This window comes from Polaromonas eurypsychrophila, from assembly GCF_014641715.1.
GTDB lineage: Bacteria > Pseudomonadota > Gammaproteobacteria > Burkholderiales > Burkholderiaceae_C > Polaromonas > Polaromonas eurypsychrophila.
Map to the genome: position 1 here is coordinate 1 of NZ_BMIG01000007.1, position 16,332 is coordinate 16,332.

The 16,332-nt window shown below is 60.7% G+C and carries 17 protein-coding genes; 10 read left to right on the forward strand and 7 right to left on the reverse strand.

Annotated features, from left to right (window positions below; genetic code table 11):
* Positions 1–314: 314 nt before the first annotated feature.
* Positions 315–797, reverse strand: coding sequence for a GreA/GreB family elongation factor (locus tag IEX16_RS10880; protein WP_188708697.1), 483 nt, complete (start codon positions 795–797; stop codon positions 315–317).
* A gap of 410 nt (positions 798–1,207) precedes the next feature.
* Between IEX16_RS10880 and IEX16_RS10885 the strand changes: the two genes are divergently transcribed.
* The 10 genes from IEX16_RS10885 to IEX16_RS10930 all read left to right on the forward strand — a co-directional run bounded on the left by IEX16_RS10885 (position 1,208) and on the right by IEX16_RS10930 (position 11,879).
* Positions 1,208–2,707 (forward strand): sigma-54 interaction domain-containing protein, encoded by a 1,500-nt coding sequence (locus tag IEX16_RS10885; protein WP_188708516.1) that lies wholly within the window; start codon positions 1,208–1,210, stop codon positions 2,705–2,707.
* Between the two features lie 144 nt (positions 2,708–2,851).
* Positions 2,852–4,045 (forward strand): substrate-binding domain-containing protein, encoded by a 1,194-nt coding sequence (locus IEX16_RS10890; RefSeq protein ID WP_188708517.1) that lies wholly within the window; start codon positions 2,852–2,854, stop codon positions 4,043–4,045.
* A gap of 169 nt (positions 4,046–4,214) precedes the next feature.
* Positions 4,215–4,991 carry an ABC transporter ATP-binding protein gene (locus IEX16_RS10895; protein ID WP_188708518.1) on the forward strand — a complete coding sequence of 259 codons (777 nt, stop codon included), beginning with the start codon at positions 4,215–4,217 and terminating at the stop codon, positions 4,989–4,991.
* Positions 4,988–5,713, forward strand: a complete 726-nt coding sequence (locus tag IEX16_RS10900; RefSeq protein ID WP_188708519.1) for an ABC transporter ATP-binding protein — start codon at positions 4,988–4,990, stop codon at positions 5,711–5,713. The genes IEX16_RS10895 and IEX16_RS10900 overlap by 4 nt, the downstream gene beginning before the upstream one ends.
* 85 nt (positions 5,714–5,798) lie before the next feature.
* Positions 5,799–6,779, forward strand: coding sequence for a branched-chain amino acid ABC transporter permease (locus IEX16_RS10905; protein WP_188708520.1), 981 nt, complete (start codon positions 5,799–5,801; stop codon positions 6,777–6,779).
* Between the two features lie 109 nt (positions 6,780–6,888).
* A complete protein-coding gene (locus tag IEX16_RS10910) occupies positions 6,889–7,971 on the forward strand; it encodes a branched-chain amino acid ABC transporter permease (protein WP_188708521.1) in 1,083 nt (360 codons plus the stop codon).
* Between the two features lie 58 nt (positions 7,972–8,029).
* Entirely contained in the window at positions 8,030–9,184 is a 1,155-nt protein-coding gene (locus IEX16_RS10915; protein WP_229676305.1) for an ABC transporter substrate-binding protein, read from the forward strand.
* Between the two features lie 45 nt (positions 9,185–9,229).
* Positions 9,230–10,117, forward strand: coding sequence for an alpha/beta fold hydrolase (locus tag IEX16_RS10920; protein WP_188708522.1), 888 nt, complete (start codon positions 9,230–9,232; stop codon positions 10,115–10,117).
* 129 nt (positions 10,118–10,246) lie between these two features.
* Complete coding sequence (locus IEX16_RS10925) at positions 10,247–10,672, forward strand: ribbon-helix-helix domain-containing protein (RefSeq protein ID WP_188708523.1); 426 nt, start codon at positions 10,247–10,249, stop codon at positions 10,670–10,672.
* Positions 10,673–10,703: 31 nt separating this feature from the next.
* Complete coding sequence (locus tag IEX16_RS10930; RefSeq protein ID WP_188708524.1) at positions 10,704–11,879, forward strand: extracellular catalytic domain type 1 short-chain-length polyhydroxyalkanoate depolymerase; 1,176 nt, start codon at positions 10,704–10,706, stop codon at positions 11,877–11,879.
* A gap of 133 nt (positions 11,880–12,012) precedes the next feature.
* Here IEX16_RS10930 and IEX16_RS10935 read toward each other — a convergent pair whose 3' ends face one another.
* The 6 genes from IEX16_RS10935 to IEX16_RS10960 all read right to left on the reverse strand — a co-directional run bounded on the left by IEX16_RS10935 (position 12,013) and on the right by IEX16_RS10960 (position 16,275).
* Complete coding sequence (locus IEX16_RS10935) at positions 12,013–12,444, reverse strand: GNAT family N-acetyltransferase (protein ID WP_188708525.1); 432 nt, start codon at positions 12,442–12,444, stop codon at positions 12,013–12,015.
* A 29-nt stretch (positions 12,445–12,473) separates the two neighbouring features.
* Positions 12,474–12,944, reverse strand: coding sequence for a GNAT family N-acetyltransferase (locus IEX16_RS10940; protein ID WP_188708526.1), 471 nt, complete (start codon positions 12,942–12,944; stop codon positions 12,474–12,476).
* A 70-nt stretch (positions 12,945–13,014) separates the two neighbouring features.
* Positions 13,015–13,398 (reverse strand): RidA family protein, encoded by a 384-nt coding sequence (locus tag IEX16_RS10945; protein ID WP_188708527.1) that lies wholly within the window; start codon positions 13,396–13,398, stop codon positions 13,015–13,017.
* Positions 13,399–13,628: 230 nt separating this feature from the next.
* Entirely contained in the window at positions 13,629–15,125 is a 1,497-nt protein-coding gene (locus IEX16_RS10950; protein ID WP_188708528.1) for an RNA-directed DNA polymerase, read from the reverse strand.
* A gap of 671 nt (positions 15,126–15,796) precedes the next feature.
* Positions 15,797–16,036, reverse strand: a complete 240-nt coding sequence (locus IEX16_RS10955; RefSeq protein WP_188708529.1) for a SlyX family protein — start codon at positions 16,034–16,036, stop codon at positions 15,797–15,799.
* A gap of 20 nt (positions 16,037–16,056) precedes the next feature.
* Positions 16,057–16,275: a hypothetical protein gene (locus IEX16_RS10960; protein WP_229676306.1), complete on the reverse strand. Its 219-nt coding sequence runs from the start codon at positions 16,273–16,275 to the stop codon at positions 16,057–16,059.
* Positions 16,276–16,332 lie beyond the last annotated feature (57 nt).

A 16,332-nucleotide genomic window follows, 5' to 3' on the forward strand; every position in this document is an offset into this window, starting at 1 on the left:
AGCCAGTCAGGCCGTCATATCGGTTTGACTTAACCCAACGGGCCTCCACGAAACCCGGGGCGATTCAGCTTCTTACCCCAGCCTAACCGGTTGGTGAAGCTGACGCCCACAAACGCCGCTCGCGGATGCTCTCCGTGCTCGGCACTCTGGTGCGGCTTAGCGCGAGGGCAAAACACCAAATCAGATGAGTTGAATGACCGCTATCTGGAAATTTGGCTGTCGGCTATGCGGCGAGGAGCGGTCATTCGACCGATAGTCCTGTGTGTCGGCTCCTGGCCCACAGCCGCTGTCGAGACACAGGAGTCCTTCACGGTTTAATAAACCCGTAGCACCTCAAACTGCTGTCGGATTAGAGTGACCTGGATCGACACCTCATCACCCTCGCATTTGCCCAGCATGGCCCTGCCCAAAGGGGCTTCGCTGCTGATGACCTGAACGAGCTGAGTGCCGCTGACCAACTTCATGCTGCCCCCATCCGGGCCGAGAAAGAGGTGTTGCTGCTTGTCGTCGGAATCGACCATGCAGACCAGCGCGCCGAGCTGTATACCTTTTCTGACGTCGTAGGGACGCGGGCGGAATTGGCGCCAGTTGGCCAGCGCTTTGCGGATGGCTTCGGCACGCCGAACTTGGCCGGTGGCCAGGTAGGCGGCTTCGAGTCCCAATGTGTCGTATTTGTTTTCGGCGATGTTTTCTTCGTGGGTCGCCGTTTCATGGGCCGCCCGCGCTGCCTGTTCGGCTTGCAGCAGGTCTTCTGCGAGCCGTTTCAGCACCTGCTGTTGCAGCAATAATTTATCCATAACCAAAGGTAGGCATCTCAGACAAGCGGGAGACAGGCCTTGATTATGAAGGGCTCCACCGGCCGTCGACCAGATTGCGCCTCCGGCAGCGCGCCGTAAATCTTTCAAACGGCCAGAACGTTCCGGCAAGGAAGACTTTTTTACACGGCTCAACTTGCGCGAATGACCGCTTCTGGTCCATAGCTGTCGCTAAAAGCTCGGAAATGACCGGCCGCTCCTGCCGCTTTGCAGTCATTCAAAACGGAATCGTGATGGTCCAGTTGGACGCCCAAAGCAGACATTGGCAGGATTCTTCGCTGACTATCGATAGCCGAATATTGTTGTTAGCCTCGTGTTGACCGCAGAGTGAAAAACGTGGGGCGGGGTTCTAGTTGACCCGGTGCTTGGCTCGGCGGCGTTACCATCGACGCATGGAGACGCTTGACACCACAACGCATGGCCTGCCGCGCGATGCCCAGAGCATTCTGGAGCTGGCGGCACGCTCCATGTTCCACCTTTTTTCCAGCATCAGCCAGGGCATGTTCCTGGTGGACCGCACCGGCCGCATCGTCTGGGTCAACGAGGGCTACAAGCGATTTTTGCCGGCGCTGGGCTTTTCGTCGGTGGACCAGTTTGTCGGCCACATGGTGGAAGAGGTCATCCCCAACACGCAGATGCGGCGCGTGCTGGAAACCGGCGAAGCTTTTCTGATTGACCTGCTGACCAATCGCGCCGGCACCTTTGTTGTAAGCCGCATCCCGCTGCGCGACGAAAGCGGCGACGACATCATTGGCGCCATCGGCATCGTGCTGTTCGACCACCCGGAGACCACGCTGCAGCCGTTGATCAGCAAGTTTGCGCTGCTGCACCGCGACCTCGACGATGCGCGCCGAGAGCTGGCCAGCCAGCGACTGCAGCACACCGGCGGGCAGCGCCAGTCCAAACACACGTTTGCCAGTTTCATCGGCACCAGCCCGGCCGCGGTCGAGGTCAAGCGCCAGGCGCGGCGCGCGGCGCAAACATCGAGTCCGGTGCTGCTGCTGGGCGAAACAGGCACCGGCAAGGAACTGCTGGCGCATGCCATCCATGCGGCGTCGAGCCGGGCGCGCGGGCCGTTTATCAGCGTCAACATCGCGGCCGTGCCCGACACGCTGCTGGAGGCCGAATTTTTTGGTGTGGCGCCCGGCGCCTATACCGGCGCCGACCGCAAGGGCCGCGACGGCAAGTTCAAGCTGGCCGATGGCGGCACGCTGTTTCTCGACGAGATCGGCGACATGCCGCAGGCGCTGCAGGCCAAACTGCTGCGCGCCTTGCAGGAGGGCGAGATCGAGCCGCTGGGCTCGAACAAGCTGATTCCGTTTGACGCGCGGCTGATTGCCGCCACCTCGCGCGACCTGGCGGTGCTGGTGCGCGAAGGCAAGTTTCGCGAAGACCTGTTTTACCGCCTCAACGTGTTGCCGGTGCGGGTGCCGCCGTTGCGCGAGCGGCGCTCTGACATTCCCGCGCTGCTGGAAGTGCTGGGCGAGGAAATGGCCTCGCGCAGCGGCGACCGCCAGCCCGAACTGTCGGCCGATGCGCTGGCCTTGTTGTCGGCGCAGACCTGGCGCGGCAACATTCGCGAATTGCGCAATGTGCTGGAGCAGGCCGCCATGCGCAGCGACTCGGCCAACATCGAACGCGCGCAGTTCGAGCAGGTGCTGAAAGAAGCCGGCATCGAACGTATCGCACCCGCGCCCGCCGCAGAGGAAGGCGCGGATTTGTCGGCCAGCGACCCCTTGCGGCCGCTGGCCGAACAGATTGCGCAGGTCGAGCGGCGGGCGATTGCCGCCGCCATGGAGGCCACGGGTGGCAACAAACTTGCGGCTTCCCGGCTGCTCGGAATCTCGCGCGCCAAGCTGTACGAACGTCTGGATAACCCTGATCGAAAATAATGCATTTGTCTGAAATAAATACAAAATTATTGTATTTATATAAGGCAACTTAAAAAATATAAAAAAAATATCCATATAAATCAATGGCTTGAAGCTGGCACGACCTGTGCAATCCTGGTGCATAACCCACAACAGGAGACATCCATGCACCGCCGTTCCCTTATTGCACTTGCCGCACTCGCCACAGCCCTTGTTTCGCCGCTGGCCCAGAGCCAGTCCAAGGAAGTCAAGATTGCGTTGATCGCCAGCAAGACCGGCCCGCTGGAGGCTTACGCCAAGCAGACCATTGTTGGCTTCAATATGGGCCTGAGCTACGCCACCGGCGGCACCATGATGGTCGCCGGCAAGAAACTGGTCGTGATTGAAAAGGACGACCAGGGCAAGCCCGATGTGGGCAAGAGCCTGCTGGCCGCAGCCTATGCCGACGACAAGGTAGACATCGCGGTCGGCCCGACAGCCTCGCCGGTTGCGCTGGCCATGCTGCCGGTCGCCGAGGAATACAAGAAGATCCTGCTGGTCGAGCCGGCTGTGGCCGATTCGATCACCGGCGACAAATGGAACAAGTACATCTTCCGCACTGGCCGCAACAGCTCACAGGATGCCGCCGCCAACGCGGCCGCGCTGGACCAGCCGGGCAACGTGATTGCTTTTCTGGCCAACGACAACGCTTTTGGCCGTGATGGCGTGAAGGCGGCCAAGGACTTCACCAAGAAGGCCAAGGTGGTGCATGAGGAATACCTTCCCGTCGGCACCACCGACTTCACCGCCGGCCTGCAGCGCATCATCGACAAGCTCAAGGACCAGCCGGGCCGCAAGTACATCTCGGTGGGATGGTCCGGTGCGCCCACACCCTTCGGCAAGATCGCCGACCTGGACCTGAAAAAACGCTATGGCATCGAGCTGGCCACTGGCGGCAACATCCTGCCCGCGATGGTGGCTTACAAGCAGTTCCCCGAGATGGAAGGCGCCCTGTATTACTACTTCGGCATCCCTAAAAATCCAGTGAACGAGGCGATGGTTGCCGAGCACTACAAGCAGTTCAAGGCACCGCCTGACTTCTTCACCGCCGGTGGTTTCTCTGCTGCGATGGCCGTAGTGACCGCACTCAAGAAGACCAATGGCGACACCAACACCAACAAGCTCATTACCGCCATGGAAGGCATGAGTTTTGACACGCCCAAGGGCAAGATGACTTTCCGCAAGGAAGACCATCAGGCCATGCAGAGCATGTACCACTTCAAGATCAAGGTAGACCCGGCGTTTGCCTGGGGCGTGCCTGAACTGGTGCGTGAGATCAAGGCGGAAGAGATGAACATCCCGATCCGCAACAAACGCTGATTCTTGGCATTGTCATTGCGGGCCTGACCCGCAATCCATGCCGCGCTGACCGTGCATCTGCGGTGTGCTGACATGGATCCCGGATCAGGTCCGGGATGACAGTCAGGGGAGTCCCCCTAACCTCCTGCCCTCTCGCTACGCCGCTCCCCCCATCAAGGGGAAAGAAAACATGCTTCAAACAAACGAACTCACGGTCCGCTTCGGCGGGCATGTGGCGGTCAATGCCGTCTCGTGTACTTTTGCACCGGGCACGCTGACGGCCATTGTTGGCCCCAATGGCGCGGGCAAAACGACCTATTTCAATTTGATCTCGGGTCAGCTCAAGGCCAGCAGCGGCACGGTCACGCTTTATGGCCAAAGCTTGTCCGGCATGAGTGCTTCTGCGCGCACACGCGCCGGCCTGGGCCGGGCCTTTCAGCTCACCAACCTGTTTCCGAATCTGACGGTGCTGGAGAACGTGCGGCTGGCGGTGCAGGCGACCAGGCAGGGTGCGCACCGCCATGGGCTGAATCTCTGGAGCATCTGGAGCGACCACAAGGCGCTGGTGCAAAGGGCTGAAGAAATTCTTGAAGCGGTGGCCATGAACGACAAGGCCGGCATGCCGGTCGCCAGCCTGCCACATGGTGACCAGCGCAAGCTCGAAGTCGCGCTGCTGATGGCGCTGGAGTCCAAGGTCTTCATGTTTGACGAACCGACGGCCGGCATGAGCACCGAGGAGGCGCCGGTGATTCTGAACCTGATTCGCCAGCTGAAGCGGGACAAGACCAAAACGATTTTGCTGGTGGAGCACAAGATGGACGTGGTGCGTGAACTGGCGGACCGCATCATCGTGCTGCACAACGGCGCGCTGGTGGCCGACGGCGAACCGGCTGAGGTGATTGCCTCGCCGGTGGTCCAGGAGGCTTACCTGGGTGTGGCGCCGGTGCCGGCAGGGGAGACCGCATGAGCGCGAATCTACTAACCCTCGAAGGTGTGCACACCCACATCGGCGCGTACCACATCCTGCATGGCGTGGACCTGGCCATACCGAAGGGGCAGCTCACCATGCTGCTGGGCCGCAACGGCGCCGGCAAGACCACCACGCTGCGCACCATCATGGGCCTGTGGCAAGCCTCGCAGGGCAAAGTCAGTTTTGCTGGTCGCGACATCACCCGGCTCAACACGCCGCAAATCGCCGAACTCAATATTGCTTATGTGCCTGAAAGCATGGGCATCTTCTCTGACCTCACCGTCAAGGAAAACATGCTGCTGGCCGCGCGCAGTGCCAGCCGTGCGAGCCAGATGGACGCGGCACGCCTCAAGTGGATCTTCTCGCTGTTTCCTGCGGTAGAGAAATTCTGGAACCACCCGGCCGGCAAACTCTCGGGCGGGCAAAAACAGATGCTGGCCGTGGCCCGCGCGATAGTCGAGCCGCGCGAACTGCTGATCGTCGACGAGCCCAGCAAGGGCCTGGCGCCCGCCATCATCAACAACATGATTGACGCGTTTGCCCAGCTCAAGGCCAGCGGGGTCACCATCCTGCTGGTCGAGCAAAACATCAACTTTGCCAAACGCCTGGGCGACACCGTCGCCGTGATGGACAACGGCCGCGTCGTGCATGCCGGGTCCATGAAAGAACTGGCGGAAGACGCGGCGCTTCAGCAATCTCTTTTGGGACTGGCACTATGAGAATTCGCGACGACGGACCGCTCCTAGGCGCGAAGGCCCCCTCGGGGGGCAGCGTAGTACATGAAATGACAAGCGTGGGGGCACTATGACTCTTGACTTTGACTGGAAGCCGCTGGCGCTGGTCCCGCTGCTGGCCGTGCTGGTTTTTCCGTTTATCGGCTCCAGTTCCACCTGGCTCACGCTGACGGTGGCGGGCCTGGCCATGGGCATGATCATCTTCATCATTGCCTCGGGCCTGACGCTGGTGTTCGGACTGATGGACGTGCTCAATTTCGGCCACGGCGTTTTTATCGCACTCGGTGCGTTTGTGGCCACCAGCGTGCTCGGCGCCATGAGCGACTGGACCGGCTCGCAGGAACTGTGGCGCAACCTGGTGGCGGTGTTGCCGGCCATGTTAATTGCCATGCTGGTGGCGGGCGCTGTCGGCCTGGCATTTGAGCGTTTCATCGTGCGGCCGGTGTATGGCCAGCATTTGAAGCAGATTCTGATCACCATGGGCGGCATGATCATCGGCGAGGAGCTGATCAAGGTGATTTGGGGCCCGGCCCAGATTGCGCTGCCGCTGCCCGAAGGCATGCGTGGCTCGCTGCTGGTCGGCGACGCAGCGATTGAAAAATACCGCCTGATAGCCGTGGTGGTGGGCCTGGCTGTATTTGCCCTGCTGGCCTGGACCCTGGCACGCACCAAGATTGGCCTGCTGATTCGTGCCGGCGTGCAGGACCGCGAAATGGTGGAGTCCCTCGGCTACCGCATCAAACGCCTGTTTATCGGCGTGTTTGTGGTCGGCAGCGCGCTGGCCGGACTGGGCGGCGTGATGTGGGGCTTGTACCAGCAGGGCGTGACGCCGCAGATGGGTGCCCAGGTCAATGTGCTGATATTCATCGTCATCATCATCGGTGGCCTGGGCTCCACCGGCGGTGCGCTGATAGGCGCGCTGCTGGTGGGCCTGATGGCCAATTACACCGGCTTTCTGGCGCCCAAGGTGGCGCTGTTTTCCAACATCGCGCTGATGGCCGCGGTGCTGCTGTGGCGGCCCCAGGGCATTTACCCCGTGACCAACCGCTGAAGACAAATATGGCCCCCACGCTCTTCACTTCGTGTAACTCGCTGCCCCCCGAGGGGGCTGGCCTTGCTTGGGGCGGCCCTGCGCTGCGACCGACTTTCTGGATCTCATCATGCTGACCCGCGTTCTTTCCGGCGACTTTCCGCGCAGCCGCGTGCTGGCCGTCATTCTGGTAGGCCTGTTGCTGGCGCTGGCCTTTGCGCCGTTTATTTTTCCTGGCGTGAAGGCGCTCAACGTCGCGGCCAAGGTGCTGATTTTTATTGTGCTGGTCGCCAGCTTTGACTTGCTGCTGGGCTACACCGGCATCGTCAGTTTTGCGCACACCATGTTTTTTGGCATTGGTGCCTATGGCATCGCGGTGGCGACAACCCGCCTGGGTCCGACTTGGGAGGCTCTTGCCGTCGGGCTGGTGTCGTCGCTGGCCTTGTCCTTTGTGCTGTCGCTGCTGGTGGGCTTGTTTTCGCTGCGGGTCAAGGCCATCTTTTTTGCCATGATCACGCTGGCGGTGGCCTCGGCCTTCCAGACCCTGGCGTCGCAGTTGTCGGAGATCACCGGCGGTGAAGACGGCCTGAGCTTCAAGGTGCCTGAACTGCTGTCGCCCAGCATGGAGTTTTTCGAGCAGCCTTTCCTCGGTGTGTCCATCGACGGGCGTCTGCTTTGCTACTACCTGCTGTTTGTGGTCACCCTGGTGCTGCTGCTGAGCCTTCTTCGCATCGTCAATTCACCGTTTGGCCGCGTGCTGCAGGCCATCCGCGAAAACGAGTTTCGCGCCGAGGCCATCGGTTACCGCGTGGTGGTCTACCGCACTACGTCCAGCGTTTTGTCGGCACTGTTTGCCACCCTGGCCGGCGCCATGCTCGCGCTCTGGCTGCGCTACAACGGGCCCGACACCTCGCTGTCGTTTGAAATCATGATCGACGTGCTGCTGATCGTTGTGATCGGTGGCATGGGCACGATTTACGGCGCCGCCATTGGTGCGGTGCTGTTTCTGGTGGCGCAAAGCTACCTGCAGGATCTGCTGCGCCTGGGCAGCGAGGCGGCCTCTGGTCTGCCCTGGTTGGCGGCCCTGCTTTCCCCTGACCGCTGGCTGCTCTGGCTGGGCCTGCTGTTTGTGTTGTCGGTTTATTACTTTCCCACCGGGGTGGTGGGCAAGCTGCGCGCCGCACATCTGAACAGGTTGGCAAGTCGGTCGTAAGCAGGTAGGTAGCAGGTAAAAAGCCTGAATCCAGGCAACAACAAGCAGGAGACAAACCATGATGAAGAACACTTTCGGACATTGGGGTCGACAGACGGTGGCCGGACTGGCGGCGCTGGCTTTGAGCGCAGCCGGCGGTCTGGTGTTGGCGGCCGACCTCGTGATCGGTCAGGTGGCGCCGCTTTCTGGCGTGCTGGCCAGCACCGGCCACCAGATGGTGGTCGGCGGGAAAATTTACTTTGAGCACATTAATGCCCAGGGCGGCATCCACGGCGCAAAAATCCGCCACGAGGTGGTAGACGACGGCTACAAGGTGGCCGAGACCGTGCGCCTGACGCGCGAGATGCTGGCCAAACCCGAGGTGGTGGCGCTGTTCGGTTTTGCCGGCACCGCCAATGTCACCCAGTTGCTGACCGACGGCGTGCTGGATGTGGGTGGCGCGGCGCTGGTGGCACCCTATACCGGTGGCGAATCGCTGCGCAACCCGTTTAATCCGTGGATCTTCCATGTGCGTGCCGGTTACGCCGACGAGGCCGAACACATGGTGCAGCAGGTCACCACCCTGGGCATGAGCCGCATTGCGGTGATGTATCAGGACGACGGTTTTGGCAAGGCGGGGCTGCTCGGTGTCGAGAACGCCCTGACCAAGCGCAACCTGAAACTGGCCGTGGCCGCCGGTTACGAGCGCAACACCGACAAGGTGGAAGAGGCCGTCAAGAAGATCAAGGCCTCGGACGCACAGGCCATCATCATGATTTCGGTCAACAAGTCCACGGCGGCTTTTGTCAAGCTGTACCGCGAGAGCGGCGGCGGCGCGCAGCTCTACAACATCTCGGTGGTGGACCCGGCCGAACTGGTCAAGCTGGCCGGCCTGAAAAACGCCCACGGCCTGGGCATCAGCCAGGTGGTGCCTTACCCCTTCATGCCCAACACACCGGTGGTGCGCGAGTACCAGGCGCTGCTCAAGAAGTACGCGCCCAAGGAACTCGTCAACTACACCAGCTTTGAGGAATTTGTCGGTGCCAAGGTGCTGGTCGAAGCCTTACGCCGCGCCGGCCCGAATCCGACGCGCGCCAAGGTGGTCAAGGCCCTGGAAGGCATGACCAGCTACGACACCGGCGGCGTGGTCGTCAACTTCTCGCCCAGCAACCGCATCGGCTCGCGTTATGTCGAGGTCACGGTGATCGGCAGCACCGGCAAGCTGCTGAAGTAACACCGCCGCAAGTCTCATAACAGCAGATTACAGAGAGTCCTGTCCATGTCCTTCACGTCGCACTACATGAACTGCGCCGGCCGCGAAATCCATTACACCGAATGGGGCTCGCAGCACAGCGCCACCGTGATCGCCTGGCATGGGCTGGCGCGCACCGGGCGCGACATGGACGAACTGGCCGCGCACCTGAGCACGCGTTACCGCGTGATCTGCCCCGACACGATTGGCCGTGGTCTGAGCCAGTGGAGCCCGGACCCGGCCAATGAGTACCAGCTCTCGTTTTACGCGCGCATCGCCGCCGAGCTGTTTGACCAGTTGAACATAAAGCGTGCGCACTGGGTCGGCACCTCCATGGGCGGTGCCATCGGCATGGTGTGCGCGTCGGGCTTGTTCGAGCCCAGCCTGAAACCGCGCATCCAGAGTCTGGTGCTCAACGACACCGCGCCCAAGATTGCCGATGCAGCGATAGAACGCATACGCTCCTACGCCGGTAACCCGCCGGCCTTTGACACCATGCGCGAGCTGGAGGCCTTCTTGCGCCAGGTCTACAAACCCTATGGCTGGCTCAGCGACGCACAGTGGCGGCGGCTGACGGAGACGTCAACACGCCGCCTGCCCAATGGCCAGGTGACGCCGCATTACGACCCGGCCATGGTGCAGCAGTTCACGCACCATCCCGACGACTACCTGATCTGGGACCACTACGACGCGCTGACTATCCCGGTGTTGTGCCTGCGCGGCGCCGACTCTGACCTGGTGCTGCGCGAGACCACGGCCGAGATGCTGACACGCGGCCCCGGAGCACAGGGTTTGACGCAAGTGGTGGAAATCGAAGGCTGCGGCCATGCGCCAGCGCTTAATGTGCCAGATCAACTGGAGCGGGTATCGGGGTTTATCAAAGCGGCCAGCCGGGCCGGAGTTGCTACTGAATAGATAGCTGCTTGCGCTTGCTGGTAATGGGCTGGGGCCCGATTTGATGCCTTGATTCGGGTCTAAACGTTAATCCTGCGATGGCAATAACCCTCCGATTACCATCCATATGGATGGTGGTAGGATGGTTTCATGAAAAATAACACGACCGCGGTACTCGCCCGATCCAAGGCTGCGGACGCTGAAAAGATCACCATCAACCTCGGTTTTGTGGACCTTGGCCAGATCGACCTGCTGGTCACGGAGGGCTTTTACGGCAACCGCACCGATTTCATCCGCACCGCCATTCGCAACCAGCTGAGCACGCATTCGGACGCGGTCAAGCAGGTGGTGGCCCGCAAGATGCTCGTGCTGGGCCTGCAGCATTTCAGTGCAGCCGACCTGCGCGCTGTGCAGGCTGCCAACCAGACCTTGCAGATTCGCGTGCTGGGCCTGGCCACGATTGCCGATGACGTCACGCCCGAGCTGGCGCTGGCCACCATCGCCTCGATGGAGGTGCTGGGCGCCTTGCATGCCAGCCCGGCGGTCAAGGCCGCACTGGCCAGCCGCCAGCTTTGATTTCCCTCCTTCCCCTTTCAAGAAAGTTTGCATGAACAACGTCCTGCAGGACCTGATGCGTGAAGCCACACGCCTGACACAAAGCGGCCGCCTGGCTGAAGCCACCGAAGCGATACAGCGCGCGCTGGGAGGCGCGGTGCCGGCGGCACGTCCTCGCCCTGGCGCTCGCGCGGGCGCCGCCACCCCAGCCGAATCAGAGGCGGATCCGCTGATCCTGGACGGCTGTGTGTTTGAGGTTGATGAACAGCCCTCCGCCGCCGCGGCGAAGGCAGCGCCCGTCCCGGAGCCGGCGCCTTCGCGCGGCCCGGCAGCGCAGGGCCAGTTCATCAGCGGCACCTTCACCGAGGCATCGCGCACGCGCCGCTACAAGCTGTTTGTTCCGCCCGGCCGCGCCGGCCGGCAACTGCCACTGGTGGTTATGTTGCACGGCTGCACCCAGAACCCCGACGACTTCGCCGCGGGCACCGGCATGAACGCGCCGGCAAGTACGCAAGGCTTTTTTGTGCTGTATCCCGAGCAGTCGCAGGACGCCAACCCGCAGCGCTGCTGGAACTGGTTCAAGCACAACCACCAGCAACGCGGCAGCGGCGAGCCGGCCCTGATCGCCGGCATGACGCAGGCCGTGATGAAGGACTACGGTATCGACCCGCGCCGCGTTTACATCGCTGGCCTGTCGGCCGGCGGCGCGATGGCTGCGGTCGTGGCAGGCGCCTACCCGGAGATGTTTGCAGCGGCCGGTGTGCATTCGGGACTGCCGAGCGGCGCCGCCAGCAATCTGCCGGAAGCCCTGGCGCTGATGAACAGCGGCGCGGCGGGCCCGTCCCTGCAGTCTGGCGGACGTTTCGGCGCGGCAGTCCGAATGAAAGCGCCGCCACCGGTGCCGGTCCCCACCATCGTTTTTCACGGCGACGCAGACCGGACCGTGCACCCGCGCAACGGCGAGCAGGTGCTGGCGGCCGCGCTGGGCGATGCTGCGCGCGGTCCACAGGTGGAGCAGGGCATGTCGCCGAACGGGCGGCGCTACACCCGCAGCACCCACCTCGATGGCGAGGGAAAGTCGCTGGCCGAACACTGGCGGGTAGAGGGCGCCGGCCACGCCTGGTCGGGCGGTGATGCCAGCGGCTCTTACACCGATGCCCGCGGACCCGATGCCACGCGCGAAATGCTGCGCTTCTTTTTTGAGCACCCACTGGCCCCGCGGCATTGAGCCATGGCAGGGAAAATTGCTACTGAATTAATAGCTGTCTGCGCACGCTGGACGGGGGCGGGAGGCTGATTTGATGCAAAGGTTGCAGGTTGGGCCAGGCTTGTCATTGCGGGCCTGACCCGCAATCCATACCTCACGTCTCGTTGATATAACCACGCGCCATGGCGCCAGCCTGGTCATCGAAGATGGCCATGGCCGTTGTCATGCGCCTGAAGGCCAGCTTGCGGTAAAAACCTTCCTTGCCGGGGACCGCATAAAGAATGATCTTGCGGTGACCGCGCGACAGGTCCACCAGATGGCTGACGATCTCTTTGCCGAGGCCAGTGCCCTGGTGGCTGGGCAGCACGGCAATGTCGCAGATATAAGCGCAGTCCACGCCATCCGCCAGCACGCGGCCCACACCGACGAGTTTGCCGTTCTCGCTCGCGAAGCAGCGGAACATGCTGTTGGTGAAGACGGTTTGCAGGTTCTCCGGGCTTTTGTTGCCGAGGGGCGCGGCCGCATACAGCGCGGAGAGTTCGCTCCAGTCGATGTCGGCTAACTGGTCGGTCCAGGTGAGGGGCATGTTTTTTCGGGCAAAGCTCAAACGATGGGTCAGCCCGCACTTTCGGGCAGCCGAAGTTCCATGAACAGGCTGTGCGGGTCCTCTTTGTAGTTAGCGAAGGGGCCTGACTCCTGGAAGCCTGCACTTCTGTACAACTGCTGTGCAGGCAGGAACGCGGGATGTGTGCCAGTTTCAAGGCTGATCAGGCTATACCGGCGTTGTCTGGCAGTCTCGATGATTTGATGGAGGACCGCCCGCCCAGCACCGCGGCCGCGAAGTTTTGCCGGCGTGCGCATGGACTTTATTTCTCCACGCGTTGAAGTCAACTCCTTCAGCGCACCACAGCCGAGCAACAGGTCCTTGTCCCAGACGGTCCAGAAGGTGATGTCTGGCGACTTCAACTTTGACAGATCCAGGGCGAACACCTGCTCTGGCGGGCTCAACTCGTACATGTTCGCCAGATGCTCGCTCAGGAGATCCTGGATGGCAGGGCGGGAGAGGTCGTCAATTTCGATTCGCATGAGGTGGGTGTCGTATTTGTGTGGCCTGACATTTGACATGAAGGGTTAGGCGTCATGTGGTGCGATGACCTCACGCCTTGACTATTGTGGTGTCAATCTCTACGAGTTGCCCCACGTAGCCCAGTCCGGCGACACCGAGCAAGGTAGCAGGCGGAACTTGGCCACCAAACCAATCTGCGACCGCTGACCATGCCGCAGAGAGACTTGCTTGATCCCCGACCACGTACACGACCAATTGTCGAATGTCCGTGACTTGAAATTCGTGCACCGCGAGGAGCCGCTCTAAGTTGCGCAGACACTGCAAGGCTTGTGCGCTCGGGTCTTCGGGGCCCACCAAGTGGCCATGGGAGTCGAGAGGCATCTGGCCAGCCACAAACAGACGATCGCCGAGGCGAGCCGCGTAGCGGTATTGCGGCGTAGCTGGGAGTCCTGCCTTGAGTTCGGCTTCATTCATCGGACTTCATCAAGTGGCTGAGATTTTGGGGGCTTGGCTGCAGTCTTCTCGGCTTCCGAGAGCGGCGTAGCATGTGCTTGTTGACGCCTAACGTTCGAGTTAAACCGGCCTGCGGAGGCAAGCACCGTGAGCCTGGTACGAGATGATGCACCATGTGCCTTGGACCAGGCTCACGATGCTTGCCGTAGCGGGCCCGGTTGAGCGAGGGGTTCGACGTCATCGCGCCGAAGCTAGTAAGAGAAGGCATTCTGTTTAAAGAGTTCAACCTCCTCGGGCTGAACTACTTCAAGCACCTCAATCGGATCCGAAATCACTAGCTTGGTTACGTCAATGGCACTCTTCAGCGCGGTGCTTGAGATCCAGGTGCAGTCCCAAATGGCGGGTGACTCGCCGTTCACAATTCGGCAGATTGGTTCCTCACTCTCGAACGCTATACCAAGAGACTTCGGCTTGATGACCCGTTGCATCCAGACTTCTAGGTATCCGTTGTAGGGCACGCGAGCCATTTTGCCGCGTACCCTTGACCAAAGGCCCGATTTCTCGCCGATTGGCGCCAGAGAGATGAGGTAGCTCAGTATTCCGGCAACAGCTGGGATAGTCGATGGGGATGTGTAGGCGATGTCCGTGGCGATAGCTACCTGCACGTCTAAGTCGTCGGGGCAGTCGGTCTGCTTTGCGATGCTCGAGTGAAACTCGCTGACAAGCCGCTTGAGAGCGCCGCTATTTGGATAGCGTCGGCCAAACGCGTGAAGGCGAAGCAGTTGCTTTTGAATTGTTTTGGCGTTGGCGCTACCAAGATCCTGTAGTTCGATCCCGGCGAGTTTGTCTGGCTTAACGGAGCCCTCGACAACATTGCTGCAGCCGATTGTCTTCGAGACGCCAAGCCGCATCCCGACGGACCGCAACTTGTCGCTTACGGTCTTCAGTACTTCTTCGCCGCGCTCCTGATTGTTCGAGAAGATTCTGTAGTCATCACGGTAGCGAAGAATCCGCACATCAGCTGGATTCCCAAGTGCATCGCTAATCATTGAGTCAACGTAGCCGAGAACGATTTCAGCCACGAAGTCCATTAGCACGGACCCCTGTGGTATTCCGTTTGTCTGGCCGTATCGACCTGCCTGAATGTGGGAGTCCACGACGTTGCCCAGCAAGGACGCGTCCTTCTTTCCATCTTTCGCAGCGGGTAGCCCGTGCAGAGCCCAGGGGATACTGTGCGTGTAGAGCGCGCCATAGCAATCGGTGACGTCGGTATGCAGAAGATACGTGTATTCAAGCGAGTAGGCTAAGGACTTTTGTTCAACTGCTTGCCACCAACTCAGTATTTGGGCTGCGACGTCAGTCTGGTGATCACTGGAGACTACTGGCGAGCTACAGCATTCAACCACGCCGCCCTTGAATGACTCCATTCGGTGCTGCACAGTGGCCCAGTTGGCCTCGGTGGTGAGAGCGTTGACGAGAGAGACGTACAGGGCCGGATGGATGAGTTCAAGCGGGCGCCAGGCAAGGCGTCCGTCCTTGTTGGCCGTGAAGCTGTAGTTGACGTTGGGAAGTTCGTACGGCTTTGCACTCTTGAAGCCGTGGTAGTCACCACCGTTCAATACTGCGGCTACAGCCTGCAGAACCGGCTCGAAGCTTATGTACCTTGGGAAGTCACCATTGAAGTAGCTACTGCCCTTCAGGAGGTGGACTCGAGCGTCGGCGCTGGGCAGTTCGATGATTTGAGGCATTGGGTAGGTACAGCGACACCTAACGTGAACGTAACCGGCGCACACGGAATGGTGCGACCGAAGGGAACTGACGCCCGTGAGCGTCCGTGTTGACGGGTAAGTTAGAGCGCATCTAAGTTAGTGGGCGCCCAGAAAGCCCAACGCCTGCGTGATTGCTTCGTCCGCTGTGTTGCGATCGGTCCACGCGGCGTTCGGGAGCGGTACCCAAACTTGAAAGTCACCAGGCTTCGTAGTGAACTTCCCACTGACCACGGGATACGAAGGCTGCAGATGGAAGTGCTCGTGATAAGAGACCCTAGTGCTGAATCGGCCAGACTGCTGATCGTGCAGTGCCTCAATTCGAAACTGCGTGTCCCCACCGCCGTATGGCATAACGAATTCCACTGTCTTCACGACTTCGTAGAACTCACTACAGTTTTTGTACGCGGCTGGTTGAATCATGACCCCTCCTCTGGTGAATATACAAGTGTGCTTCCAATGCGCTCAAACTTAATGTGTACCGCAACCTGCTACGGTGTAACTCAGACACCAAATTTTGGCTCAAGTGCTTGTCACGAAACAGTTTCTTGAACATCGAGCCTTCCTGGCAGGTCAATAAAAAGCCGTCAAACACCGCAGAATTCTAGGCCGGGCTAGCAGATCGCACATCCTTCAAACGAAGGAGACGCACCTCAAAAATGCGGCGGCAAATCATCCCGCAAACTGCGCACCTGACCCACACCCCCATCCACCGGCGCCTGCTGCTTCAAGTCAGCGATCTCGCGGATCAGGGCGTCGATTTGTTGTTGCTGGCGCACGATGACGTTGTCGAGTTTGTCGAGCAGGTCTTCGGTGAAGGATGCTTTGATCTCGAGCTCGGTCAGGCGCTGATCTGTCGTGTTGGAGTTACTGCTGCTGCTGCTGGGTTCCATGGCGCTATTGGACAGGATTTTTATGGCGAACCGAATGCGGCATTGACCAGTGCTTCGTCGGGCGCGGAAAACGGCGTGTTGTGAAAGTCGGTCAGCGGGCCGCCGCCGGGAATCACTTCACCGCCCGGGCCGTAACCCACCGCCTTGAATTTCCACACACTGCCGATGCGCTTGAGGTTGCCGACATGGCCATGCTGGCTGTGTTTCACGCGCCAGACACCGTCGTTGAGTGGGCTCAAACTGATGCACCGGGTCATCATGAAACAGGCCTCCAACCCACGTCCAGCAAGCACAAG